Genomic DNA, 24,490 nt, shown 5'->3' with positions numbered 1-24,490 from the left:
TCGAACAACAAGACAAGAAAAGGAGCAGGGTCGTGCACATTCTGATTCTGGGCGCCGCCGGTATGGTCGGCCGCAAGCTGACCGAGCGTCTCTTGCGCGAGGGCCGCCTCGGCCGGCAGGAGATCACTCGGATGACGCTGCAGGACGTGGTCGCTCCGGCCAAGCCCGCGAATGCCTCGATCCCGGTCAATGTGGTCGCATCCGATTTCGCCGATGCCGGCGCCGCGGCGCCGCTGATCGCCGAGCGTCCCGAGGTGATCTTCCATCTCGCCGCTATCGTCTCGGGCGAGGCCGAGGCCGAGTTCGACAAGGGCTACCGGATCAACCTCGACGGCACCCGCTATCTGATCGACGCCATCCGTGCCGTCGGCGGCGGCTACAAGCCGAGGCTGGTGTTCACGTCCTCCATCGCGGTGTTTGGTGCGCCGTTCCCCGAGAAGATCGGCGACGAATTCTTCCATACGCCGCTGACCAGCTACGGCACCCAGAAGTCGATCTGCGAGCTCCTGATCAACGACTACACCCGCAAGGGCCTCCTCGACGGGATCTCAATCCGCCTGCCGACAATTTGCGTGCGTCCGGGCAAGCCGAACAAGGCGGCGTCCGGCTTCTTCTCGAATATCATCCGTGAACCGCTGGCGGGCGAGGAGGCGGTGCTGCCGGTTTCCGAGGACGTCCGGCACTGGCACGCCTCGCCGAAATCGGCGGTCGGCTTTCTGGTTCACGCCGGCACCATGGATCTCAACGCGATGGGGCCGCGGCGCAATCTCAGCATGCCCGGGATGTCCGTCACCGTCGGCGAGCAGATCGCTGCGCTGGAGCGCGTCGCAGGCAAGAACGTCACCGCGCGGATCAAGCGGGTGCCCGATCCGACCATCATCAGCATCGTCTCGGGCTGGCCGCGCGATTTCGCCACCGACCGCGCGCTGAAGCTCGGCTTCACCACGGCCGAGAAGACCTTCGACGACATCATCCGGATCCATATCGAGGACGAGCTCGGCGGCAAGTTCGCCGCCTGAGCGGCGTCCGGGCTCAAGCATGATCCGGAGAAGTGCGAAGCGGTTTTCCGAGAAGATCATGCTCAGACAAGGGGCTAAGGCGCGATGATGATTCAACCAGGCATCATCGCGCTTTAGCGCGGCTCGTGAGATGACCAGAGTTGCCAGCATCGGCGAATGCATGATCGAGCTGCGCCAGGCCCCTGGCGGCCAGCTCGGCGGGTTGTATTCGCGCTCCTTTGGCGGAGACACGCTCAACACCGCGGTCTATCTGTCCCGGCTCGGCGTCCACGTCGATTACTTCACGGCGCTCGGCGATGATGCGCTGAGCGATGAGATGATCGCGGGCTGGGCGAGCGAAGGCATCGGCACCAAGCATGTCGCGCGATCGGCGGGCAAGCTGCCCGGCCTCTATCTGATTCAGACCGACGACAGGGGCGAGCGGCGCTTCTTCCACTGGCGTGACAGCGCTGCCGCCCGCGACCTGATGGATCTGCCCGAAACGGAAGACATCCTGAACTCGCTCGCGACCTATGACGTCGTCTATCTCTCGGCGATCACGCTCTCGATCCTGCGCGAGGATGGGCGGGAGCGATTGCTGGCGGCGCTGAAGCGTGCTCGGCTGCTGGGGACGCGGTTCGCGTTCGACACCAATTTCCGCGCCCGAGGCTGGTCGGACCTGAACGTCGCGCGGAAGGTCTTCAGCAGCGCGTTCGAGACGGCCGATATCGTGCTGGCCTCGACCGAGGATCTGGCGCCGCTTTACCCCGGCGAGACCAACACGGCGCTGCTGGCAGGCATCTCGAGCCCCGAGGTCGTGCTGAAGCTGGCCGAGCCGGCGTGCATCGTCCGCTCGGCCGGCGGAACGCGCGAGGTGAGGGCGGAGCAGCTCACCAAGCCGGTGGTCGATACCACCGCGGCCGGCGACAGTTTTGCCGCTGCCTATCTCGCCGCGCGGCTCGGCGGCGCCGAGCCCGAGGAGGCCGCGCGCGCCGGCCATCGGCTGGCCGGTGTCGTGGTGTGCTATCCCGGCGCGATCATTCCGCGTTACGCCATGCCGCCGAAAAAGGCGCTTCGTCTCCCACCATCCCGCAAGGCCTCGCAATGACAACGACATCGAAGCAGGACCACATCGCCGAGCTGATCCGCCAGGCCACCGTGATCCCGGTGCTGACCATCGAGCGGCTCGAGGACGCGGTGCCGCTGGCGAAGGCGCTGGTCGCCGGCGGCGTGCGGACGCTCGAGGTGACGCTGCGGACGGCGGTCGCGGTCGAGGCGGCCAGGGACATCATCGCCGGTGTGCCGGAGGCGATCGTCGGGATCGGCACGATCCTCAATGGTGACGACTTGGCGCGCGCCGAGGCGCTGGGCGCCAAATTCGGCATCAGCCCGGGGGCGACGCCCGAGCTGTTGACGGCGGCAGCCTCGAGCCGGCTACCCTTCGCGCCGGGGATCGCGACCGCCTCCGAGCTGATGCAGGCGCTGGCCCACGGCTTCGACGTCGTCAAATTCTTCCCGGCCGAGCAGGCGGGCGGTATCAAGGCACTGCGGGCTCTGGCCGGACCATTTCCGCAGGTCAGGGTCTGCCCGACCGGTGGGGTCAGTGAGGCCAATGCGGCGACCTGGCTCGCCGAGCCGAATGTGCTGGCGGTCGGCGGTTCCTGGCTGTGCCCGGCGGCCGATATCCGCGCCGGCAATTGGGCGGGCATAACCGCCATGTGCGCGACGGCGATGAAAACGCTGAAAGCCGCCTGAAGATACGCTACATAACTCTCCGAACAGGAACAGGGAGATACGGCCATGACCGCCAGCATCGTGGGTTGGGCGCACACGCCATTCGGAAAGTTCGACGCGGAGACCGTTGAGGGTCTCGTGGTCAAGGTCGCCAACGAGGCGCTGGCTGACGCCGGCATCGCCGCGTCCGATGTCGACGAGATCATGCTCGGCCATTTCAACGCCGGCTTCTCGCCGCAGGATTTTACGGCCTCGCTGGTGCTGCAGGCCAATCCGGCGCTGCGCTTCAAGCCGGCCACCCGCGTCGAGAATGCCTGCGCCACCGGATCGGCCGCCGTGCATCAGGGCATCCGCGCCATCGAAGCCGGCGCCGCGAAGATCGTGCTGGTGGTCGGCGTCGAGCAGATGACGAAGACGCCGGGCCCGGAGATCGGCAAGAACCTGCTCAAGGCGTCGTATCTGCCCGAGGACGGCGACACGGTCGGTGGCTTCGCCGGCGTGTTCGGCAAGATCGCGCAGGCCTATTTCCAGAAATACGGCGACCAGTCCGATGCCCTGGCGATGATCGCCGCCAAGAACCACAAGAACGGCGTCGCCAATCCCTATGCGCAGATGCGCAAGGATTTCGGCTTCGAGTTCTGCCGCGCCGAGAGCGACAAGAACCCGTTCGTCGCCGGTCCCTTGAAGCGCACCGACTGCTCGCTGGTCTCGGACGGCGCTGCCGCGCTGGTGCTGACCGACGCCGAGACGGCCAAGACCATGGGCAAGGCGGTGAACATCCGGGCCACCGCGCATGCGCAGGATTTCCTGCCGATGTCCAAGCGCGACATCCTGCAGTTCGAGGGCTGCACCACCGCCTGGCAGCGCGCGCTGCAGAAGGCCGGCCTGCAGCTCTCCGACCTGTCCTTCGTCGAGACCCATGACTGCTTCACCGTCGCCGAACTGATCGAATATGAAGCGATGGGCCTGACGCCGAAGGGACAGGGCGCGCGCGCGATCATGGAAGGCTGGACCCAGAAGGACGGCAAGCTGCCGGTCAATCCGTCCGGCGGCCTCAAGGCCAAGGGCCACCCGATCGGCGCCACCGGCGTCTCCATGCATGTGATGAGCGCGATGCAGCTCACGGGGCAGGCGCCCGAGGGCATGCAGCTCAAGAACCCGCAGATCGGCGGCATCTTCAACATGGGCGGCGCCGCGGTCGCCAACTACGTCTCGATCCTCGAGCCGGCGAAGTAGCTTGAACATTGCCGAATGGCTGGCGGCGACGGCACGGGCGCGTCCCGACGCGCCGGCGCTGCTGACCGGCTTCGATCTGGACGCCGACTACGCCACCTTTGCCCGCCGCGCCGCCTCGATCGGGGCGGCGCTGGCGCGTGATCACGGCATTGCCGCCGGCGACCGCATCGCGCTGTTTGCGTCGAACTGCACGCAATATCTCGAATGCCTCTACGGCATCTGGTGGATCGGTGCCGCCGCGATCCCGATCAACGCCAAGCTGCACGGCCGCGAGGCGGCGTGGATCTGTGGCAATGGCGGCGCCAAGCTCGCCTTCGTCTCCGATGACACGATCGGCGCGTTGAACGAGGCGAAAGACGACTGCCCCACCGGCATGACCATGGTGTCGGTCGACGGCGGCGCCTACAAGACGATGCGAGGCGGCGAGGGACCACCTGCGCCGCTGCCGCGCGAGAGCAATGATCTCGCCTGGCTGTTCTACACATCGGGTACCACCGGTCGCCCGAAGGGCGTGATGCTCAGCCACGGCAATCTGGTCGCGATGTCGCTGTGCTATCTCGCCGACGTCGATCCGGCGACGCCGCACGATGCCTCGCTCTATGCCGCGCCGATCTCGCATGGCGCCGGCCTCTACAATTTCCCGCACGTCCGGATGGGCGGCCGTCACGTCGTGCCGGAGTCCGGCGGCTTCGATCCGGATGAGGTGCTCAACCTCGGCCGCCAGCTCGACAATGTCGTGATGTTCGCGGCCCCCACGATGGTGCGCCGCCTGGTCGATGCCGCCAAGAAGCGCGGCGAGAACGGCGAGGGGCTGCGCACCATCATCTATGGCGGCGGTCCGATGTACACGGCCGACATCACCGATGCGATGGCGACGATGGGCCAGCGCTTCGTGCAGATCTACGGCCAGGGCGAGTCGCCGATGACTATCACGGCGCTGTCGCGCGGCTGGCACGCCCGGAGCGATCATCCGCGCTATCTCGAACGGCTGGCCTCGGTCGGGCTGGCGCAGAGCGTCGTCACCGTGCGGATCACCGGCAAGGACGGCACGCCGCTGCCTGCCGGCGAAACCGGCGAGATCGAGGTCAAGGGCGCGACCGTGATGCTCGGCTACTGGAACAATCCGAAGGCCAATGCCGAGACGCTGAAGGACGGCTGGCTGCGCACCGGCGATGTCGGCCGGCTCGATGCCGATGGCTTCCTCACGCTGTCGGACCGCTCCAAGGACGTGATCATCTCCGGCGGCACCAACATCTATCCGCGCGAGGTCGAGGAAGCCCTGCTGACCCATCCCGATGTCCGCGAGGTCTCGGCCGTCGGTGTGCCGGATCCGGAATGGGGCGAGATCGTCGTCGCCTGCGTCGTGCTGGCGGACGGCGCTACCGCCGACGACGGCAAGCTCGACGCGCATTGCCTTGCCTCGATCGCCCGCTTCAAGCGGCCGAAGCGCTATGTCTATCTCGATGCACTGCCGAAGAACAATTATGGCAAGGTGCTGAAGACCGCGCTGCGGGAGATGCTGGCCAAGGGCATGGGCTAAAGCGCGGCGAGGCTGGGTTGAATCGAAAACATCGAAAACAACCCCATGCACAGTAGGGATTGGGGTCACCAGAGCGGTTAAGGGATAGGCCGGGACCTCCCGCCGCGCTAAGCTGCCTGTGCTTGTCACCGGGAGAACGGACCATGGGAATCGAGACGTCTCTGTCGCTGTCGGAAGTGAACGATCGCATCGCGATCCTCCGGGACAATATCAGGCAGCTGATCGAGCAGGCCGCGGGCGCAGCCGGCGCCGAAGTCGAGGAGCGCATCGCCGAGCGGCTCGAGCAACAGAATGCGGAACTGGAAAGGCTCCTGAAGGCGCGCGAGGTGATGACGGGGCAGTCGCCGGCATAAGGGCGGCGGTGAATACGCTTCGTTTTGCCCACCCCGCGTTCCGCCGCACGGAAGCGGCCCGGCCGCAGCCATGCATACGCCCATACGCCCGGCGCAGCTTGATCTCTTTGAAAAGCTCCCGTTACTAGCTCCATAACCACGACATCCGGGAGCGAACAGGACGATGGGACCACTGCAGGGTATCAAGGTCGTCGACATGACGACCGTGCTGATGGGACCCTACGCCACGCAGATGCTTGGCGATTACGGCGCCGACGTCGTCAAGGTGGAATCGCCCGATGGCGACGTGACGCGTCAGATCGGTCCGACGCGGCATCCCGGCATGGGACCGGTGTTCCTCAACACCAACCGCAGCAAGCGCTCGGTTTGCCTCGATCTGAAGAAGGCGGCGGGGCGCGAGGCGGTGCTGCGGCTGATCGCGAAGGCCGACGTGCTGGTCTACAATGTGCGCCCGCAGGCGATGGCGCGGCTGCAACTCGGCTATGACGTCGTTTCCAAGGTCAACCCGCGGCTGATCTATGCCGGCGTGTTCGGCTTCGGCCAGGAGGGACCCTATGCCGCCAAGCCCGCCTATGACGACCTGATCCAGGGCGCGACCGCGCTGCCGGCGCTGATGGCGCAAACCTCGGACGGTGTGCCGCGCTATGTGCCGAACGCGTTGGTCGACCGCATCGTCGGCCTCACCGCGGTCGGCGCGATCTGTGCGAGCCTCGTGCATCGCGACCGTACCGGGCAGGGCCAGCGCGTCGACATTCCGATGTTCGAGACCATGGCCGGCTTCGTCATGGGCGACCACATGGGCGGTCTGACCTACGATCCGCCGCTCGACAAGGGCGGCTATGCGCGGCATCTGTCGCCGGACCGGCGACCGTACAAGACACTCGACGGCTATATCTGCGTGATCGTCTACAACGACAAGCAGTGGGAGAATTTCTTCAAGGCGACCGGCCGCGACGATCTGCGCAGCGATCCGAAATTCGCGACCTTCGCCGGCCGCGCCAGCAATATCGATGTCGTCTACGCCGAACTCGCGCGTATTCTCCAGACCAGGACCACTGCCGAGTGGAACGAGATCCTCGAGAAGGCCGACGTGCCCGTGATGCCGATGCACGATCTCGAGAGCCTGCTCGAGGACCCGCATATGGTCGCGACCGGCGTCTTCCCCGTGGTCGATCACCCGACCGAGGGCCGGATCCGCAGCATGACGCCGTCGGCGCGGTGGTCGGAGACCAGGGTCGAGCCGAGCCGGCTGGCGCCGCGGCTCGGCGAGCACAGCGCGGAGATTTTGCGGGAGGCGGGTTTCTCCACCGAGGAGATCGCGGCGATGGTGCGCGACGGCGCGGTTAAAGCGGTGCAGGCATAGGAGCACGACAGATGGATTTCGCACTCTCCGCCAACCAGGAATCGATCCGCGATGCCGTCGCCAAGATCTGCTCGCGCTTTGACGAGGCCTACTGGCTGAAGAAGGACAAGGAGGGCGGCTATCCGGCCGACTTCCACCGCGCGCTGGCCGATGCCGGCTGGCTCGGCATCTGCATTCCGGAGGAGTATGGCGGCTCCGGGCTCGGCATCACCGATGCCGCGATCATGATGCGCACGATCTCCGAATCCGGCGCCGGCATGTCCGGCGCGTCCGCGGTACATATGAACGTGTTCGGGCTCAATCCGGTGGTGGTGTTCGGCACCAGGGAGCAGTGCCAGCGCATGCTGCCGCCGATCATCGACGGTCGCGACAAGTCCTGCTTCGCGGTGACCGAGCCCAATACCGGCCTCAATACCACGCAGCTCAAGACCCGCGCGGTGCGCCAGGGCGACAAATACATCGTCAACGGCCAGAAGGTGTGGATCTCGACCGCGCAGGTCGCCAACAAGATCCTGCTGCTCGCGCGCACCACGCCGCTGGAGGAAGTGCGCAGCCCGACCCATGGCCTCAGCCTGTTCTACACCGATTTCGACCGCAAGCGCGTCACCGTGCACGAGATCGAGAAGATGGGCCGCAAGCCGGTCGATTCCAACGAGCTGTTCTTCGAGAATTTCGAGATCCCGGTCGAAGACCGCATCGGCGAGGAGGGCCGCGGCTTCGAATACATCCTGCACGGCATGAATCCGGAGCGCATCCTGATCGCGGCCGAAGCGGTCGGCCTCGGCCAGATCGCGCTGAAGCGGGCGTCGGAATATGCCAAGGGGCGCATCGTGTTCAACCGGCCGATTGGCATGAACCAGGCGATCCAGCATCCGCTGGCGAAGTGCTGGATGGAGCTGGAGGCTGCCTGGCTGATGGTGCTGCGCGCCGGCTGGCAATATGACCAGAACCTGCCGTGCGGCCCCGCGGCGAACTCGGCAAAATATCTCGCCGCGGAAGCCGGCTTCCATGCCTGCGAGCAGGCGGTGATGACCCATGGCGGCTTCGGCTACGCCAAGGAGTATCACGTCGAGCGCTATTTGCGGGAATCGCTGATCCCGCGCATCGCGCCGATCAGCCCGCAGCTGATCCTCAGCTTCATCGGCGAGAAGGTGCTCGGCCTTCCGAAGTCGTATTGATGGTCATAATGCGATGAGCTTCGTCACCGGCGTCGGCCTCACGTCCTACGGCAAACATGAGGGCCTGTCCTCGCTCGACCTGATGAGCAAGGCGGCCGAGCTTGCGATCTCGGATGCCGGGCTGAAGCGCTCCGACATCGACGGCATCCTCTGCGGCTACTCCACGGTCTCGCCGCACATCATGCTGGCCACGGTATTCGCCGAGCACTTCGGCATTCGCCCGGCTTACGCGCACGCCGTACAGGTCGGCGGCGCCACCGGGCTTGCGATGACCATGCTGGCGCATCACCTGGTCGATGCCGGCGTCGCAAAACACGTGCTGGTGGTCGGCGGCGAGAACCGGCTGACCGGGCAGAGCCGCGACGCCTCGATCCAGGCGCTGGCCCAGGTCGGGCATCCCGACTACGAGGTGACGCTGGGGCCGACGATTCCGGCCTATTACGGGCTGGTCGCGACGCGCTACATGCATGAATACGGCCTCACGCAGGAAGACCTTGCCGAGTTCGCGGTGCTGATGCGCAAGCACGCGCTGACGCATCCCGGCGCGCAATTCCACGAGCCGATCACGGTTGCCGACGTGATGGCCTCCAAGGCCGTGGCGATGCCGCTCAAGCTGCTCGATTGCTGTCCGGTGTCGGACGGCGGCGCAGCGTGCGTCATCAGCCGCGAGCCGACCGGCGAGCGGCAGGTCCGCGTCCGCGGCTGCGCCCAGGCGCATACCCATCAGCATATCACCGCCGCGCCCGCGCTCAGTGAGCTCGGTGCCGAGATTGCGATCGCGAAGGCGAAAGAGGTGTCGGGCATCGCGATCCCGGACGTGCGCTACGCCGCGGTCTATGACAGCTTCACGATCACGCTCGCGATGCTGCTGGAGGATCTCGGCCTTGCCGGACGCGGTGAGGCGGCGGCGCGGGTGCGCGCCGGCTATTTCAATCAGGATGGCGAGATGCCGCTCAACACCCATGGCGGCCTCCTCAGCTACGGTCATTGCGGCGTCGGCGGCGCGATGGCGCATCTGGTCGAGACCCATCTGCAGATGACCGGCCGCGCCGAAAATCGTCAGGTGCGCGACGCCTCGGTGGCGCTGCTGCACGGCGACGGCGGGGTGCTGTCGTCGCATGTCAGCATGTTCCTGGAGCGCGTGCGATGAGCGGACCGATCGTGGACTGGACCAAGGGCATTGAAGCCATCGTCTACCAGACCTGCAACGGCTGTGGCGCGCGGCAATATTTCCGCCGCAGCTTTTGCGCCGCCTGCGGTTCGCCCGATCTTGCCGAGCATCGCGCGAGCGGGGCGGGGACGGTGTATGCGACCTCGCTGGTCTGCCGCGCCGCGACGCCTGAGACGCGAGCGCATGTGCCGTACAACATCGTGCTTGTCGATGCCGACGAGGGCTTTCGCATGATGGCCCATGGCGACAACGACCTCGCCATCGGCGACAAGGTCGCGGCGCGCTTCACGCAATTCGCGGGACGACTGGTTCCATATTTCGCAAAGGCGAAATGAGGGGCTGAACGATCCAGTCAGAACGCGAGACCAAGCTGAACTGGTTCGCTCTTGCCCCTCATAGTTTGCGGATACTAAAGCGCGATGAGATCAGGTTGAATCATCATCGCGCTTTAGCTCCTTGTTTGAGCATGATCTTCTCGGAAAACCGCTTCGCACTTTTCCGGATCATGCTTTAGTGCCAATAGAAGATGACGCTGGCGATGACGAGCATCGCCGTCACCGCCAGCATTTGCGCAAGCGCTTCCGAGGCCGCCCTCTTGGTGGCTTCCTTCATGCGTTTCCCCTAGACTTGGGCATGACTCGTCGTTGCGCGAATTGCGCGCAAGACGGCCGGATTTTTTACTCGGAACACCCCGCGTCGAGCATTCGCTTTTGACGAGTCCCCACTCAGCGAATATCGACTGTGACAAGGTTGTCTGGGAATGCGGCGGCAATTTGACTCGCGCGTGTTGCTCCTGCGACAGCGGCCCGTACAGAGTGTTTTCGAGCGAAGTGGATACCGGTTCGCGTGAAGAAAACGCGTCAAAACAAGGATCTAGAACCCCGTTCCGATTTCATCGGAGCGGAAAAGGCTCTAGTGTTTCGGAACCCGACAGAAACGACAGCAAGATCAAGGTTAGGAAATGGCCCGTATCGACTACTCCGATCCCGCGAAGGCAAGCCCGCGTACCCGCGAGATCCTCGACAAGAACCGCAACGCCAACATCTTTCGCATGATGGCGCATTCGCCAAGCTACTTTGAACAGTACTGCCGGCTCGGCGGCGCGATCCGCCACAAGGGCGAGCTCGATCCCGTCGTCCGCGAGCTTGCGATCACCCGCACCGGCATTCTCTGCGAGGCGCCCTACGAGATCGTCGCGCACAAGCGCATCGGCAAGAATGTCGGCGTCACCGACGAGCAGAACGCTGCGCTCGAGGATTGGCAGTCCGCGATCTGCTTCAACGAGGTGCAGCGCGCGGCGCTCGCCTTCACCGACGAGATCGTCAAGCTGAAGAAGCCGACCGATGCGACCTTCAAGACGATCGCGGCGAAGCTGACGCCGGCCGCACTGATCGAGCTGCAGCTCTCGGTCGGCTTCTACATCATGACGTCGAAATTTCTCGAGACCTTCGAGATCGACTTGCAGCCGGTGACGGAAGTGGTGAGCTAGGCGGATCGCGTCACGGAGTTGTTCGCCTCGCCCCGCCTGCGGCAGGGCAATCGCATATGGAATGAACCGATTCTTCCGCGCCGTCATGGCCGGGCTTGTCCCGGCCATCCACGTCTTTTCTTCGCGTGGAAACGAAGACGTGGATGCCCGGGACAAGCCCGGGCATGACGAGTTTGTGGGAACTCCGATTACCTCAAACGCCATATGCGATTGCCCTGCCGCCTGCGGTCCGGGTGAGGGGGAATCTCCGCGAGTCTAACTCGAAGTTATTTTGCGGATGCTGCCCCTCACCCCAGCCCTCTCCCCGCGAAGGGCGGGGAGAGGGAGAACAGAGAGACCTACCCCGACGTCAGCAGATCCACCTTGGCATTCGCCACGATCAGCCGATCGGCGAGGATCTGCGCGAGGTTGCGCATGATCCGCTCGCCGGCGCGCGGGTGCTGCTCGCGGAAGCGCTCGAAATCCCTGATCGCGACCTCATATGCGGTCGCCGACATGTCGGCGAGCACATCCGCGGAGCGCATCGGCTCCAGGAGCGCCATCTCGCCGAATGCCATGCCGGCAGTCAGCGTCGCGAGCCGGATGCCGTCGGGCAGGGTGACGTGAACCACGCCGCTGCGCAGGAAGAACAGCGAGGTGGCCTCACTGCCCGCGGCGATGACCTTTTCATTCTGCTGGTAGGTCCGGACGGCGCAGAGCGCGGCGAGATCGGCGATCTCGGCTTCGCTCAATCCGGCGAGCAGGGGCTGCTCGGAAAGCTCCGTGGTCTCGAGGAAGTCGATCGAGCCGCCATAGCGGTAGACGATCTGGTCCTCGGCCCACTCGATCGCGGTGTCGAGCAGGTAGAAATCCCTGATATTGCCGAGCCGCCTGGTCCACTCGCTGATCGTCGCCCATGCGCGCGAGGTCCGTTTGATGCCGGAGAGGATCACCGTGACGCCGAGCTCGGCGAGCTCCTGGAACGCTTCGGCCACCAGCCTTGCACCCGCGCGGGTCGTCGCGGTGACGCGGCGTAGATCGAAGATCACGAATTCGGGCCGGGGGCTTCCGGCGAGGCGGCGCGAGACATAGTCGACGTTGGAGAGCGACAGCGTGCCGACCAGCTCGATCACGCGCACCTCCTGGAAGTGCCTTGCCAGGATCTCCTGCTCCTGCGGCCGGCGCACCCGCCGCGACGGGTTCTTGCCGATATTGTAGTCGGCGATGATGCTGTGGCGGGCGTCGTCGCTGCGGTTCAGTATATGCAGGTCGTAATGCGCCGACAGCGTCTCGCACACCTTGATGCCGCGCACGCTGTTGCCGTGCTTGTCCAGTTTTGGCGAATAGCTGCCGAGCCCGAGCCGCGCCGGCAGCGCCGCCAGAATGCCGCCGCCGACGCCGCTCTTGGCGGGAATGCCGACGCGATAGATCCATTCGCCGGCGTAGTCGTACATGCCCGACGAGGTCATCACCGACAGCGTGCGCGCGATCGCGTAGGGCGTTACGACCTGCTCCTCGGTCAGCGGGTTGATGCCGCGGTTGGCGAGCGTCGCCGCCATCACGGCGGTGTCGCGCGCGGTGACCAGGATGGAGCATTGCCGGAAATAGACGTCGAGCACCGCAGGCACGTTCTCGGTGATCACGCTGTTGGTGCGCAGGAGATAACCGATCGCCCGGTTGCGGTCGCCGGTGGCGCTCTCGGAGGCGTAGACCGCCTCGTCGACATCGAGCTCACGCCCGGCGAAGCGGCCGAGCGCCTGGCGGATATAGTCGAACGCGCCGTCGCCCTTGTCGGCGTGGAGCAGGCCGGAGCAGGCGATCGCGCCGGCATTGACCATCGCATTGAACGGGTGGTTCTCGGCATTGAGCCGGATCGAATTGAAGGGGTCGCCGGACGGCTCGACCCCGATCACGCTTTCCACCCGTTCGGCGCCCAGCGTGTCCAGCGCCAGCGCAAACACGAACGGCTTCGACATCGACTGAATGGTGAACGGCACGCCGGTGTCGCCGACCTCGTAGACATGGCCGTCAAGCGTCGCCAGGCTGATGCCAAAATGGGCAGGGTCGGCCTTGCCGAGCTCGGGGATGTAGTCGGCAACCGCGCCAGCGGCCTCCGGCAAGAAGTCTGCGTAACAAGTGTGCAGAAACCGCAGCAGCGGCGGCTTCGAGCTGGACCAGGCCGTGGTGGTGGCGGTGACGGGAGGAGGCGATCGTTTCATCGCTTCCTGTTGTGCATCGCAATCAGGGCGCGCGCAACTGGTTCGGAACCAGCGCCTGACGGCGGACCAGCACCAAGGCGATCAGCACCGTCGGGGCGAGGATCGCGAGCCCCAGCAGCGACACCTGCAGCTGCGACAGCGGGTTGATGCCGCCGCCGGGCGTCGCGAGCACGAAGCCGCCGATCACCAGCAGCACCCGGAGCGGCCATTCCAGGGCACCGGCGCCGCGGAGGTCGCCGACGAAGACTTGATAGCCCTGGATGCCGCCGCAGATGAACAGCGTGCCGCACGCCGCGAGCGCCATCAGGCCGAGGCCGGCGAGATAGGGGCTCGGCCCCTGCATCACCAGTGCCGGATTCAGCACGAAGAAGAACGGGATGAAATAGATGATGCTGCCGACCCACATCGATTCCCATCCGGTCTTCATCGCGGGCGAGCCGGCGATGCCGGCTGCAGCAAAGGAGGCGATCGCCACCGGCGGCGTGATCGACGAGAGCATGCCCCAATAGAAGATGAACATGTGCACCGCCATCCGGTTCAGCCCGAGCTTCTCCAGCGCGGGCGCGACCAGGATGGCGAGGAAGATGTAGCAGGCGGTGGTGGTCAGCCCGAGGCCGAGGATCAGGCTGGTGAACGCGCACATCACGAGCAGCAGGAACGCGTTGTCGCCCGCAAGCGTCAGAAGATCGTTGGCGAGGCTCGAGACCACGCCGGTCATTGAGAACGCCCCGATCAGCAGGCCGCAACCGGCGAGAATGCCGACCAACTCGACGAAGGTGCGGCCGTTGACCTCGAGGAATTTTCCGATCGTCCCGAGCGTCCAGCGGCTCTCCTTGGAGAAGATCTGGTTCAGCACCAGCAGCAGGGCGGTGGCGTAGAACGGCGCGTGGCTTTCGCGCTTGAAATACAGCAGCATCACGATCAATAGCGCGATCACGAAGACGTAGTACCAGCCGTCCTTGATCGTATCCATCACGCGCGGCAGCTCGGCGCGCGGGATGCCCTTCAGCCCGTGGCGCGCGGCGTAGGAATCGACCTGCATGAACAGGCCGACATAGTAGAGCGCCGCAGGGATGATCGCGGCCACCGCGACCTCCGCGTAGCTGATATTGAGGAACTGCGCGATCACGAACGCGGTGGCGCCCATCACCGGCGGCGCCAGCACGGCGCCGGTCGAGGCGCAGGCCTCGATCGCGCCGGCATAGGAGGCGCGGAAGCCGCTCTTCTTCATGACCGGGATCGTCATGGTGCCGGCGGTCAGCACGTTGGAGACGATCGAGCCCGACATCATGCCGAGCAGGCCGGAGGCGAAGATGCAGACCTTGGCGGCGCCGCCGCGGAACGTGCCGCACAGCGCGAAGGCCAGGTTGATGAAGAATTTTCCGGCGCCGGTCATCATCAGCGCGGTGCCGAACACCAAGAAGCCGATCACGGTGTCGGCGAAGGCCTGGATCGGAATGCCGAGCAGGCTCTCGCCCGACAGCACGTGATAGGCCGTGGTCTGGTCGAGTGTCAGCTGCGAGCCGCGGAACGGGCCGAGCCAGCTGGCCTCGGCGAACAGCGGATAGACGGTGAAGGGCAGCACGCTGAGCAGGAGGCTCCAGCCGCCGGTCCGGCGCAACGCCTCCATCAGCATCACCCACATCACGAGGCCGGCGATGATGACGTTCCTCGGGGCGCCGTCGGACTCCCAGCCATATTGCGCCGCCTTGCGCACGTTCAGCATCAGCCAGATCGAGGCGGCGAAGGTCGCAACGGCAAGCGCGAGATCATACCAGGGAATGCGGTTCAGCGGCGCGCGCTCCGTCCCGGGGAAGATCAGGAACGTGAAGGGCAGCATCAGCGCGATCAAGAGATAGAAATATTCGGTGTTGAGCTGGGTATAATCGATGAAGAAGCGCAGCGAGAATTGCTGGTTGATGCAGAGCAGGATGGTTGCGGCGGCTGCGACTACCAGCGCCGAGCGCCACACCCCGCGCAGGGTGCGCACGCGCGTGACCTCGGCCTCCTGCAGATTGTCGAGACCGGCATGCGGATCTTCAAACTCGATTCTTTTCGCAGGCGCAGCCGCGGCGTTCTCGGGCATTACGCATCCCCCAATGTTGTCGGTTTTGCCGTAGCCTAGAGCATGATCCGGAAAAGTGCGAAGCGGTTTTCCGGAAGCACCATGCTCAAACGGACGGAAGCGCGATGACGATTAACCCGATCTCATCGTGCGTTGGCGGGCCTCACTCGAAGCCGTTGGGCATATTGGCCTTCGCGAGCGCGCTGGCGCGTGCCTTCATCCAGCCATCGAGGAAGGCCTTGTCATCCGACGGCGGGTTCGACTTGCCGTAATCCGCCCAGGCGGCGGCCAGCACTTCCTGGCGCTTGTAGAGCGCGTTGTTGTGCGCCTCCTGCTCGTCGCTCCAGTGACCGGCTTCCTTGAGCGCCTTCACCGCGCCGGGATGCACGGGGACGACCCAGTTCTTGGTCTGCCGGTCGGCGCCGAGCCCGGCGGCGCCCGGCGCCGAATCCTTGTAGGCGTCGTAGTTGACGATCATCGCCTTGGTGATCGCATAGATCTGGTCGGCCGGCTGCGCAGCATAGGCGACGAAGATCGGATAGGGGTAATTGCCGAGCTGGATCGGCTTGTCCGGCGAGATGCCGGCGCCGCATGTTGCGGTTTGCGGGAAGAAGAACGAGCCGACCTTTTTCACCCGTGCCCAGCCTTCCTTGTCGTCGGCGGGCAGCGGCGGCCACATCAGGCCGCGCGGCGAGGTCTCGGCTTCCTTGGCGGGGCCGGTGATCGTGGTGCCGAAGGCGGCATCGGTGTCGTTGTTGATCAGGCCTTTCCACATCGCGCCGTAGCTTGCGAACTCGACGATCTTGACGTCCTTCTGGGTGAGGCCGCCGAACGCGAGCATCGCGAGCGAGTTCTGGTTCAGCGCCGGCGAGCCGACCACGAAGCCGACGCGCTTGCCGCGAAGGTCCTTTATTTCCTTGACGCCGGCATCGGCTGCCACGCCAAGCGCGCCGCAATTGCAGTCCACCGACGACAGCATGAGCTGCAGCGGCTGCGGGCCCCATTCCTTGGCGCCGAACTCGAACACGCCTTCCTGCGCGAAATAGGTGCCCGATCCCATCGCAGAGGAGACCGCGCGCTTGGCGCGCAGCGGCGCGAGCCGCGCGACGTCGTTGCCGGCCGGCAGCACGCGGACGTCGGTGCCGTATTTGTCCTTCATCATCTTGCCGACGCCGACCGCGATGTTGAAGCCGGCGGTGCCGGTGTCGTAGGCGGTCACCGCCATGGTCGGCGGCAGCTTGATGTCCTCGGCCGAGGCGGGCAGGGCAGCGAAGATCGAAATGCCGGCAAGAGCGGCAGGCGCGAGCGCCATCAGCCGATGGATCATAATTCCTCCCTTTGTTTCGCTGTGCGAAACTTTTCCGGGCGGGATGATTGCATCGTGATCCGGCGATGGCAACGCTACCTCCGGCGCAAGCCGGCGATTTCGGCCGCTGCATCACCGGACAGATTGTCGCGGCCGGACGGCAGGGGGTGGGATCTCAGGTCTCGACGATCGCGACCGCCTGGCCTTCGGCGATGACATCGTCGATCTTGACCAGAATCGACTTGATTTTGCCTGCTGCCGTCGACGTGACCGGTATTTCCATCTTCATCGCTTCGACGAACGCAATCTCGTCGCCATTGCCGATGCTGCTACCGGTCTCGACAGGAAGCGCGCAAACGCGCCCGGCAACTTCGGTCACAACCTTGATCTCTGGCATTCCACTCTCCGATACCGTCTTGCGGAAATTTCATCCGGCGAACGGCTTTTTGTTGTGGCGGCAGATTGCCTGAGGTAGCTTCTTCTGCAAGTGGAATTTTATTCCGCAAGACGGAATGGAGCCAAACAGATGGGAAGGCGCTCGGAACGGCTTAGCAGGCAGGGAATGCTCGCCAGCGAGACAGGCGATGGCGATGTCATCCAGGTGGTGTCGCGCGCCTTTGACGTGTTGCGGTGCTTCGAGGGACACGAAGCCCGGCTCGGCAATCTCGAGATCTCGAACCGCTGCGGCCTGCCGCGTTCGACGGTGTCGCGACTGACGCACACGCTGACGCGGATGGGACAGCTGGTCTATCTGCCGCGCGACCAGAAATATCGCATCGGCCCGAGCGCGGTCGCGATGAGCACCACGATGATGAAGGGGCTGCAGCTGCGCAATCTGATCCGGCTGCGCCTGCAGGACGTCGCCGATCAGTTGCCCGGCACGGTGGGCTTCGTCATCCCCGACCGCTTTCATCTGGTCTATCTGGAGTTCGCCCGCGCGGCCAACGCGCTCGGCCTGCACGAGGCCACCGGCAGCCGGATCTCGATGGCGACCACCGCCGCCGGCCACGCCTATACGGCTGCGCTCGATCCCGCGGTCGGCGACGCGCTGATCGCGGAGATGGAAGGCGAGTTGCCCGAAAGCGCCAAGATGCTGACGCCGCGCATCGAGGCCAATCGCCGGCATTTGCAGGAGCACGGCTACGTCGTCGCCTGCGGCCTGTGGAGCCCGCATATCAACGGCGTCGCGGTGCCGCTGTGGTCGCCGCAGTATCAGACCTATGTGGTCACCACGATCGGCCTGCTCTCGGCGATGTATGACGAGGCGCGGCTGCATCGCGAGGTCGCACCGCAAATGGTCGAACTCGCCGCCGCGCTCGGCAGCCTGCTCGAGGGCGCCGACGGCGACATCTTCAGCAATCGGATCGAGCGCAAGACGCTTCCGGTGACCGCCCATAACAACAACAAAATCCTCAAGACGGGAGCAGTGAATGAACTGGAAGCCGGAACTCGACGACCTCGCCCGCCGCGAAGCGTTCGCGCGGGAGATGGGAGGCGTTGACAAGGTCAAGCGGCAACGCGACCAGGGCCGGCTCACGGTTCGTGAGCGTATCGACAAGCTCGTCGACCAGAACAGCTTTCACGAGGTCGGTGCCATCTCCGGCATCGCCGAATACGACGAGAACAACGAACTCAAGCAGCTGACGCCGGCGAACTGCGTGTTCGGCCGCGCCAGGGTCGACGGCCGCACCGTGGTCGTGGTCGGCGACGATTTCACCGTGCGCGGCGGCTCGGCGGATGCATCGATTTCCACCAAGCCGTTGATGGCGGAGGAGATGGCGCATGACTTCCGCCTGCCGATCATTCGCATGATCGAAGGTTCGGGCGGCGGCGGCTCGGTGAAGACGATCGAGACCAGGGGCGCGGCCAATCTGCCCGGCGGCGTCGGCGGCACGCGTGCTTACTGGTACATACTGGCCAATCTGGCGCAGGTGCCCGTGGTCGGGCTCGGGCTCGGCTCGGTCGCGGGCCTTGGTGCCGCGCGGCTTGCCGCCACGCATTACTCGGTCATGACCAAGAGCTCCGCGATGTTCGTCGCCGGCCCGCCGGTGGTGAAGCGCCTGGGGCAGGATCTGACCAAGCAGGAGCTCGGCGGCGCCGACATCCAGACCCGCGCCGGCGCGATCGATCAGGCCGTCGAGACCGAAGAGGAGGCGTTCGACTACGCGCGGCGCTTCCTGTCCTATCTGCCGTCGTCGGTCTACGACCTGCCGCCGACCGTTCCCTGCGCCGACGATCCGGAGCGTGCCGAGGAATCGCTGCTGAAAGCCGTGCCGCGCAACCGCAAGCAGGTCTACAAGATGCGGCCGATCATCGATGCCGTCGTCGACAAAGGCTCGTTCTTCGAGGTCGCGAGCAATTTCGGCCGGCCTGTGATCACCGGGCTGGCGCGGCTCGAGGGCAGGGCGGTGCTGCTGCTCGCCAGCGATCCGTTCCATTATGGCGGCTCGTGGACCGCGGACGCCTGCCAGAAGGTGGTGCGCTGGGTCGACTTCGCCGAGACCTTCCATCTGCCGGTGGTCTATCTGATGGACTGCCCCGGCTTCATGATCGGGCTCGAGGCGGAGAAGACGGCGACCATCCGCCACGGCGTGCGGGCGATGGCGGCGGTCAACCAGAGCACAGTGCCGTGGTGCACCATCATCATCCGCAACGCCTTCGGCGTCGCCGGCGTGGTGCATCAGCCGGCCAACCGCTTCTCGATGCGCTATGCGTGGCCGTCGGCCTATTGGGGCTCGCTGCCGCTCGAGGGCGGCATCGAGGCGGCCTATCGCGCCGAGATCGATGCGGCCGCCGATCCCGCCGCCAAGCTGCGCGAGATCGAGGATCGCCTCAACAAGCTGCGCTCGCCGTTCCGCTCGGCCGAGAAGTTCTGGGTCGAGGAGGTGATCGACCCGCGCAAGACACGCTCGCTGCTCTGCGAGTTCGCGCGCCTCGCCGAACCGATTCGCAAGGCCGGGCCGCCGAGCAACATGTCGACGCGGCCGTAAGCGGCGCCTCAATCGTCATTGCGAGCGTAGCGAAGCAATCCATATCACCATGTGCTGAGGTATGGATTGCTTCGTCGCTGCGCTCCTCGCAATGACGACACGTAATTACTCCGCCTCCCGATGCACGTCGTGGATCACGATGCCCATGCCGTTCTCGGGCATCTTGATCCATTCGCGCCGCTTCAGCGAGCGCTTGGTGTCCTCGTGCCCGCTCACCCAGTGCTCGCGCATCGAGGTGCCGGAGAATTCGTGGTCCTTGGCGTCGCCCTCGTAGGCCTTCTGCTGATAGATCAGCTGCAACAGCGTGATGCCCGGCAGCCGGGCGTTTGCCTTCTTGAGCTGGCGCTCCTCGTCCGAGAGCTGATCGTCGGGGATTTTTCCCAGCGCGTTGTGCAGGGCGGTGCGCAGATTGTAGGTCTTGCGATAGACGTCGGTGTTGTAGCGGGTACGCGACGAATACATGATGTCCTTGTGCCGGGCCATCACGTCCTGGATATCGCGGGGCAGCGCGCCGCGCGCCGAGAACAGGTCGACCTGGAACACCAGCGAGTTCATGTTGTCTTCCTGGTCGAGCAGATGCTGCAGCGGCGTGTTGGAGACGATGCCGCCGTCCCAGAAATGATCGGTGCCGACCTTCACCATCGGCAGCGCCGGCGGCAGCGCGCCGCTCGCCATGATGTGTTCGGCGATGATCTCGTCATGGGCATTGTCGAAATAGATGAAGTTGCCGGAGAGCACGTTCACCGCGCCGACCGCGAAGCGCATTGTCTTGGAATTGATGCGGTCGAAATCGACCAGCTCGAGCAAGGACTCGCGCAGCGGCGTGGTGTCGTAGTAGCTGGTGGCGGTGCGCGCGCCGGCCTGGCTGAACCACGGATTGGTCTGATGCGGGGTGAAGAAGCCGGGCTGCCCGAGCGTCGTCGTCAGCCATGAGCTGGTGAGATTGCGCGCCTTGCGGAAGATGTCGCCGTCCGGCGTGTAGTGCCAGATCTTGCGGCTGGTGATGCGATCCCAGAATGTGTGCAGCCGTTCCAGCCGCTTCTCGGGCGGATTGCCGGCGATGATCGCCGAGTTGATTGCGCCGATCGAGACGCCGCACACCCAGTCGGGCTCGATGTTGGATTCATGCAGCGCCTGATAGACGCCGGCCTGATAGGCGCCGAGTGCGCCGCCGCCCTGCAGGACCAAGGCCACGCGATCACAGCCTTCCGGACGCCAGCCGGGCGTCGCGTGATCGATATCGTCGAAATGCGGGGTTCGCGCGTCCATATCAGACACTCCAAAAATTCGCGGCGAGAATTCAGCGCGCCGATGACGAGGTGATGACAATTGCGGCGCCCACGCTCGGCGCATCCGGCATGCCTGCCTGCATGGTTAGCATTGGCCTCGGCAGCGCGACGCGGGTCACGCAAGCGCAACCTGGGTCGCGCAGGCGTAACCGAGGTCATGCACCTGACGGAAATCCCTCACATCGCTGTCAATCTCGGCCGTTAGCTTCCGGGCAAATTTTTCAAACAGGGGGTTATTGCGATGCGCAGGGAAGATCTGCTCAAGCTTCCGTCCATGCCGGCCGCCGGCCCGAGCTATCCTGCCGGTCCGTATCGCTTCATCGATCGCGAATTCCTCGTCATCACCTATGAGACCGATCCGGAGTTGATCCGCGCCGGCCTGCCCGAGCCGCTGGAGCCGATCGAGCAGGCGATCGTGCATTACGAATGGATCAAGATGCCTGACAGCTCCGGCTTCGGCAGCTACACCGAGTCCGGCCTCGTGATCCCCGCGCGCCTGCATGGCGAAGAGGTCAACTTCGTCTGCCAGATGTATCTCGACGATGATCCGCCGATCGCGGCCGGCCGCGAGATCTGGGGCTTTCCGAAGAAGTACGCCCATCCCAAGCTCGAGATCGTCAAGGACACGCTGACCGGCACGCTGGAATATGCCGGCCAGCTCGTTGCGATGGGCACGATGGGCTACAAGCACGAGAGCATGGCAGGCAATGGCGACGTCACCCGCGCCACGCTTTCGAAGACGCAAGTTAATCTGAAGATGATCCCCGGCGTCGACGGTCATCTCGAGGTCTGCCAGCTGGTCGCGATCAACCTGACCGACATCGTCGTCAAGGGCTCCTGGATCGGACCGGGCCGGCTGCATCTGGTGCCGCATGTCAATGCACCGGTCGCCGATTTCCCGGTCAAGCGTGTCGTCGGCGCGCATCACTTCCTCGCCGATCTGACGCTGCCGTTCGGCCGCGTCGTGCACGACTACAACAAGGAGGCCGCGGAGGCGGCGGCGCCGACAGGCCTGGCCGCGGAGTAGGGCGGTCGCTGACATAAAACTGTAACAGGCGCGTCCTCCTATGTTGCGTCGAGGGGACGCGCTTGCTCAGCGTTGCGCGTGGCCGAGGTCTTGAACATGTTATTTCGCGCGGTTGCGTTGTCGATTGCCCTGGGGGCCGGCCATGCTGGCTAATCCACCTCCCGCTCCGGTCGGGTCGCTGCTGACCCGCGAGGCGGTCCCCGGTCTGGTCTGGGCGTTCCGCCTGCATCACGACGGCCGCGCCGAGGCGCTTCCGATCGATGCGCCGATCGAGCCGAGCCATGACGGAAGGCTGTGGCTGCACTTCAACCTGACCGACGTCCGCACCCGGGCATGGCTCGCCAACATGCACATCCCGCAGCTCGCGCGGGACCTCTTGCTGTCGAATGACAATTTCCAGCAGATCCACGTCGTCGACAATTGCGTCTACGGCGTCTTTTCCGACCTGGTGCGGGATGTTGAAGCCGCGACCCGGGAGACCGGCTTTCTCCGCTTTGCGATGACCGAGCGTCTCCTGATCAGCGGCCGCCATCAGGCGCTGTGCTCCGCCGATGCGACGCGCCGCGTGCTCGAGGGCGGCCATCGCGTCAGCAGCGTCGCGGCGCTGCTGGAGAAGATCGTCGACGAGATCGCCGACACCATGGACCGCATGGCGGACAAGATCGGCACCGATATCGACGCGATCGAGGAGCGGGTGCTCGCCGAGGATACCGGATCCGAGCTGCGCAAGAATCTGAGCCGGATGCGCCGCACCTGTGTGCGCCTGCATCGCCAGCTCGCGGGCTTGCGCGTGCTGTTCCATCGCCTCGAGCAGAAGAACACCGACAATCTCAGCCCGGCGCTGCGGCTGCAGGCCGGCAAGCTCGCGCAGCGGCTCGACGGCCTCGACCACGACATCGTCGAACTGCACGAACGCAGCCGCCTGCTGGAGGAGGAGCTGCGCTTCAAGCTCGAGGAGGAGAGCAACAAGCACCTCCACGCCTTGTCCGTCGTCACCATGATGCTGCTGCCGCCGACGCTCGTCACCGGCATCTTCGGCATGAACACCAAGGGATTGCCGCTGACCGACGTCGACAGCGGATTCCTGGTCGCGGCCGGCCTTCTGGTCGGGTCGGCGCTGCTGGCCTATCTGCTGATGCGGCGGCTCGGCATCGTCAAATAGCGCGAGCGCACCGCGGCAATTCCGATGTGCAGAGTTATTTCCCGCGCGATGTTGGTGGCCGCGGCCCTCGCGCTCGGCGCGCCGGCGCATGCGGAAGACAAGCCCGTCGCCGATCGGATCGCCGATACCCGCGCTACGCTCGAGGAGGCCGGCTACCAGTTCAGCCTGACCTATATCGGTGAGGGGTTCTCCGACGCCTCCGGCGGCGTCAGCAATGGCGCGGTCTATACCGGCCGTCTCGATCTCGGCACCACCATCGACCTCGAGAAGGTGATGGGCTGGACCGGCGCGACCCTCCACGCCAACATGTACCAGATCCACGGCGACGGGCTGTCGCGGAGCTATGTCGGCAACCTGTTCCTGGTGTCCGGCGTCGAGTCGCTGCCGGCGACGCGGCTCTATGAATTCTGGATCGAGCAGAAGCTGCTCGGCGGCAAACTCTCGGTGCGCGTCGGCCAGCAGGGCTCGGACGTCGAGTTCATCGACAGCCAGTACGACGACATCTTCATCAATTCGGCGCTGGGCTGGCCCGGCATTGTCGGCACCATTCTGCCGACCGGCGGACCGTCGCCGCCACTTGCCGTGCCCGGCATCCGGATCAAGGCCAATCTGTCCGACCGCATCACCGCCTATCTGGCTCTGTTCGACGGTTCGGCTTCGCCGCCGCAGGGGACCGACGATCCGCAGATCTTGAACGCCCACGGGCTGAATTTTCGCGTCAACGATCCGCCATGGTGGATCGGCCAGCTCAAATACAAGTTCGAGATCGGCGAGAGCAGGCTGCCGGCGACCATCACCGGCGGCGCCTGGTATCACATGGGCTCGTTCGCCGACCAGCGCTTCTCGGCCGACGGGCTGTCGCTCGCCGATCCCGACAGCTCCGGCGACACGCGATGGCTGCGGCGGGACAACGGCATCTTCATGGTCTATGAGCAGCTGCTTGCGCGCGCCAGGCCGGACGCTGACAAGGGCGTCGCGTTCTTCATGCGCGCCTCGGTCAGCCCGTCGGACCGCAACCTGATCAGCACCTATGTCGACGGCGGCTTCCTGTTCACCGGCTTCAGCGAGACCTATCCGGACGATCGGTTCGGCATCGCCGCGATCTATGCCAGGATTTCGGACGCCGCGCGCGCGCTCGACCGCGACACCCAGATCTTCACGGGCACGCCGTATCCGATCCGCGACTACGAGGCGATCCTCGAAATCACCTACCAGCATGTGGTGAACCCGAATTTCACCATGCAGCCGATGTTTCAATACATCACCCATCCTGGCGGCGGCGCCGTCGATCCCAACGATCCGACGCAAACGCATCGGATCAAGGACAGCGTGGTGTTCGGGCTGCGCACCATCCTGTCGTACTGACCGGCGCTCGTCGCGCAGGCAGCGGC

General features: G+C 65.1%; 21 protein-coding genes. 16 read left to right on the top strand and 5 right to left on the bottom strand.

The genetic code is table 11. The features are described from left to right. The first annotated feature begins 32 nt into the window (after positions 1-32). The 11 genes from denD to JEY66_RS26990 all read left to right on the top strand — a co-directional run bounded on the left by denD (position 33) and on the right by JEY66_RS26990 (position 11,062). On the top strand, positions 33-1,019 hold the full coding sequence (gene denD / locus JEY66_RS27040) for a D-erythronate dehydrogenase (RefSeq protein ID WP_026192645.1): 987 nt from the start codon (positions 33-35) through the stop codon (positions 1,017-1,019). Positions 1,020-1,149: 130 nt separating this feature from the next. Next, positions 1,150-2,106 (top strand): sugar kinase, encoded by a 957-nt coding sequence (locus JEY66_RS27035; protein WP_016847191.1) that lies wholly within the window; start codon positions 1,150-1,152, stop codon positions 2,104-2,106. Then, entirely contained in the window at positions 2,103-2,753 is a 651-nt protein-coding gene (gene eda, locus JEY66_RS27030) for a bifunctional 4-hydroxy-2-oxoglutarate aldolase/2-dehydro-3-deoxy-phosphogluconate aldolase (RefSeq protein ID WP_018271137.1), read from the top strand. Before JEY66_RS27035 ends, eda begins: the two co-directional genes overlap by 4 nt. A gap of 45 nt (positions 2,754-2,798) precedes the next feature. Continuing rightward, the gene (locus JEY66_RS27025) at positions 2,799-3,968 is read left to right on the top strand and encodes an acetyl-CoA acetyltransferase (protein ID WP_016847189.1); all 1,170 of its coding nucleotides are present in this window, start codon (positions 2,799-2,801) and stop codon (positions 3,966-3,968) included. Between the two features lies 1 nt (position 3,969). Next, positions 3,970-5,508: a class I adenylate-forming enzyme family protein gene (locus JEY66_RS27020; RefSeq protein WP_018271138.1), complete on the top strand. Its 1,539-nt coding sequence runs from the start codon at positions 3,970-3,972 to the stop codon at positions 5,506-5,508. Between the two features lie 143 nt (positions 5,509-5,651). After that, positions 5,652-5,861, top strand: a complete 210-nt coding sequence (locus JEY66_RS27015) for a hypothetical protein (RefSeq protein WP_016847187.1) — start codon at positions 5,652-5,654, stop codon at positions 5,859-5,861. Positions 5,862-6,024: 163 nt separating this feature from the next. Next, positions 6,025-7,224, top strand: a complete 1,200-nt coding sequence (locus tag JEY66_RS27010; RefSeq protein WP_018271139.1) for a CaiB/BaiF CoA transferase family protein — start codon at positions 6,025-6,027, stop codon at positions 7,222-7,224. 11 nt (positions 7,225-7,235) lie between these two features. Next, complete coding sequence (locus tag JEY66_RS27005) at positions 7,236-8,402, top strand: acyl-CoA dehydrogenase family protein (protein ID WP_016847185.1); 1,167 nt, start codon at positions 7,236-7,238, stop codon at positions 8,400-8,402. Between the two features lie 13 nt (positions 8,403-8,415). Then, positions 8,416-9,552 carry a thiolase family protein gene (locus JEY66_RS27000; protein ID WP_018271140.1) on the top strand — a complete coding sequence of 379 codons (1,137 nt, stop codon included), beginning with the start codon at positions 8,416-8,418 and terminating at the stop codon, positions 9,550-9,552. Further along, positions 9,549-9,908 (top strand): Zn-ribbon domain-containing OB-fold protein, encoded by a 360-nt coding sequence (locus JEY66_RS26995; RefSeq protein ID WP_018271141.1) that lies wholly within the window; start codon positions 9,549-9,551, stop codon positions 9,906-9,908. Before JEY66_RS27000 ends, JEY66_RS26995 begins: the two co-directional genes overlap by 4 nt. A 626-nt stretch (positions 9,909-10,534) precedes the next feature. Further along, on the top strand, positions 10,535-11,062 hold the full coding sequence (locus JEY66_RS26990; RefSeq protein ID WP_018271142.1) for a carboxymuconolactone decarboxylase family protein: 528 nt from the start codon (positions 10,535-10,537) through the stop codon (positions 11,060-11,062). Positions 11,063-11,400: 338 nt separating this feature from the next. Here the strand turns inward: JEY66_RS26990 and glsA are convergent, their stop codons facing one another. From glsA to JEY66_RS26970, 4 genes are all read right to left on the bottom strand, one after another. Beyond that, entirely contained in the window at positions 11,401-13,260 is a 1,860-nt protein-coding gene (gene glsA, locus JEY66_RS26985) for a glutaminase A (RefSeq protein WP_018271143.1), read from the bottom strand. A gap of 22 nt (positions 13,261-13,282) precedes the next feature. Continuing rightward, the gene (locus tag JEY66_RS26980; RefSeq protein ID WP_018271144.1) at positions 13,283-15,346 is read right to left on the bottom strand and encodes a TRAP transporter permease; all 2,064 of its coding nucleotides are present in this window, start codon (positions 15,344-15,346) and stop codon (positions 13,283-13,285) included. A gap of 142 nt (positions 15,347-15,488) precedes the next feature. Next, positions 15,489-16,652 (bottom strand): TAXI family TRAP transporter solute-binding subunit, encoded by a 1,164-nt coding sequence (locus JEY66_RS26975; RefSeq protein ID WP_018271145.1) that lies wholly within the window; start codon positions 16,650-16,652, stop codon positions 15,489-15,491. Positions 16,653-16,806: 154 nt separating this feature from the next. After that, positions 16,807-17,028: an acyl-CoA carboxylase biotin carboxyl carrier protein subunit gene (locus JEY66_RS26970; protein ID WP_016847177.1), complete on the bottom strand. Its 222-nt coding sequence runs from the start codon at positions 17,026-17,028 to the stop codon at positions 16,807-16,809. A gap of 129 nt (positions 17,029-17,157) precedes the next feature. Between JEY66_RS26970 and JEY66_RS26965 the strand changes: the two genes are divergently transcribed. Beyond that, on the top strand, positions 17,158-18,132 hold the full coding sequence (locus JEY66_RS26965; RefSeq protein WP_026192646.1) for an IclR family transcriptional regulator: 975 nt from the start codon (positions 17,158-17,160) through the stop codon (positions 18,130-18,132). After that, the gene (locus JEY66_RS26960) at positions 18,062-19,621 is read left to right on the top strand and encodes an acyl-CoA carboxylase subunit beta (protein WP_018271147.1); all 1,560 of its coding nucleotides are present in this window, start codon (positions 18,062-18,064) and stop codon (positions 19,619-19,621) included. Before JEY66_RS26965 ends, JEY66_RS26960 begins: the two co-directional genes overlap by 71 nt. A gap of 105 nt (positions 19,622-19,726) precedes the next feature. On the opposite strand, the gene JEY66_RS26955 is transcribed toward JEY66_RS26960, so the two are convergent. Next, a complete protein-coding gene (locus JEY66_RS26955; RefSeq protein WP_018271148.1) occupies positions 19,727-20,890 on the bottom strand; it encodes a patatin-like phospholipase family protein in 1,164 nt (387 codons plus the stop codon). Between the two features lie 261 nt (positions 20,891-21,151). On the opposite strand from JEY66_RS26955, the gene JEY66_RS26950 reads away from it, so the two are divergent. From JEY66_RS26950 to JEY66_RS26940, 3 genes are all read left to right on the top strand, one after another. After that, entirely contained in the window at positions 21,152-21,937 is a 786-nt protein-coding gene (locus JEY66_RS26950; RefSeq protein ID WP_018271149.1) for an acetoacetate decarboxylase, read from the top strand. A gap of 142 nt (positions 21,938-22,079) precedes the next feature. After that, positions 22,080-23,099: a transporter gene (locus tag JEY66_RS26945; protein WP_018271150.1), complete on the top strand. Its 1,020-nt coding sequence runs from the start codon at positions 22,080-22,082 to the stop codon at positions 23,097-23,099. A gap of 48 nt (positions 23,100-23,147) precedes the next feature. Further along, on the top strand, positions 23,148-24,464 hold the full coding sequence (locus JEY66_RS26940) for a carbohydrate porin (protein WP_018271151.1): 1,317 nt from the start codon (positions 23,148-23,150) through the stop codon (positions 24,462-24,464). The last annotated feature ends 26 nt before the right edge of the window (positions 24,465-24,490 follow it).

This window comes from Bradyrhizobium elkanii USDA 76 (genome assembly GCF_023278185.1).
GTDB classification, from domain to species: Bacteria; Pseudomonadota; Alphaproteobacteria; order Rhizobiales; family Xanthobacteraceae; genus Bradyrhizobium; species Bradyrhizobium elkanii.
The sequence above is the reverse complement of the archived record's forward strand: the minus strand, read 5'-3'. Positions and strand labels throughout refer to the sequence as shown.

Bases quoted from the DNA above. Each gene is read 5' to 3' on its own strand.
- eda (WP_018271137.1), top strand. From the start codon at position 2,103: ATGACAACGACATCGAAGCAGGACCACATCGCCGAGCTGATCCGCCAG.
- JEY66_RS26995 (WP_018271141.1), top strand. From the start codon at position 9,549: ATGAGCGGACCGATCGTGGACTGGACCAAGGGCATTGAAGCCATCGTC.
- JEY66_RS27035 (WP_016847191.1), top strand. From the start codon at position 1,150: ATGACCAGAGTTGCCAGCATCGGCGAATGCATGATCGAGCTGCGCCAG.
- JEY66_RS26950 (WP_018271149.1), top strand. From the start codon at position 21,152: ATGCGCAGGGAAGATCTGCTCAAGCTTCCGTCCATGCCGGCCGCCGGC.
- JEY66_RS27025 (WP_016847189.1), top strand. From the start codon at position 2,799: ATGACCGCCAGCATCGTGGGTTGGGCGCACACGCCATTCGGAAAGTTC.
- JEY66_RS26955 (WP_018271148.1), bottom strand. From the start codon at position 20,890: ATGGACGCGCGAACCCCGCATTTCGACGATATCGATCACGCGACGCCC.
- JEY66_RS26970 (WP_016847177.1), bottom strand. From the start codon at position 17,028: ATGCCAGAGATCAAGGTTGTGACCGAAGTTGCCGGGCGCGTTTGCGCG.
- JEY66_RS27010 (WP_018271139.1), top strand. From the start codon at position 6,025: ATGGGACCACTGCAGGGTATCAAGGTCGTCGACATGACGACCGTGCTG.
- JEY66_RS27000 (WP_018271140.1), top strand. From the start codon at position 8,416: ATGAGCTTCGTCACCGGCGTCGGCCTCACGTCCTACGGCAAACATGAG.
- JEY66_RS26980 (WP_018271144.1), bottom strand. From the start codon at position 15,346: ATGCCCGAGAACGCCGCGGCTGCGCCTGCGAAAAGAATCGAGTTTGAA.
- JEY66_RS26960 (WP_018271147.1), top strand. From the start codon at position 18,062: ATGAACTGGAAGCCGGAACTCGACGACCTCGCCCGCCGCGAAGCGTTC.
- JEY66_RS26990 (WP_018271142.1), top strand. From the start codon at position 10,535: ATGGCCCGTATCGACTACTCCGATCCCGCGAAGGCAAGCCCGCGTACC.
- JEY66_RS26975 (WP_018271145.1), bottom strand. From the start codon at position 16,652: ATGATCCATCGGCTGATGGCGCTCGCGCCTGCCGCTCTTGCCGGCATT.
- JEY66_RS27015 (WP_016847187.1), top strand. From the start codon at position 5,652: ATGGGAATCGAGACGTCTCTGTCGCTGTCGGAAGTGAACGATCGCATC.
- glsA (WP_018271143.1), bottom strand. From the start codon at position 13,260: ATGAAACGATCGCCTCCTCCCGTCACCGCCACCACCACGGCCTGGTCC.
- JEY66_RS26945 (WP_018271150.1), top strand. From the start codon at position 22,080: ATGCTGGCTAATCCACCTCCCGCTCCGGTCGGGTCGCTGCTGACCCGC.
- JEY66_RS27005 (WP_016847185.1), top strand. From the start codon at position 7,236: ATGGATTTCGCACTCTCCGCCAACCAGGAATCGATCCGCGATGCCGTC.
- JEY66_RS26940 (WP_018271151.1), top strand. From the start codon at position 23,148: ATGTTGGTGGCCGCGGCCCTCGCGCTCGGCGCGCCGGCGCATGCGGAA.
- JEY66_RS26965 (WP_026192646.1), top strand. From the start codon at position 17,158: ATGGGAAGGCGCTCGGAACGGCTTAGCAGGCAGGGAATGCTCGCCAGC.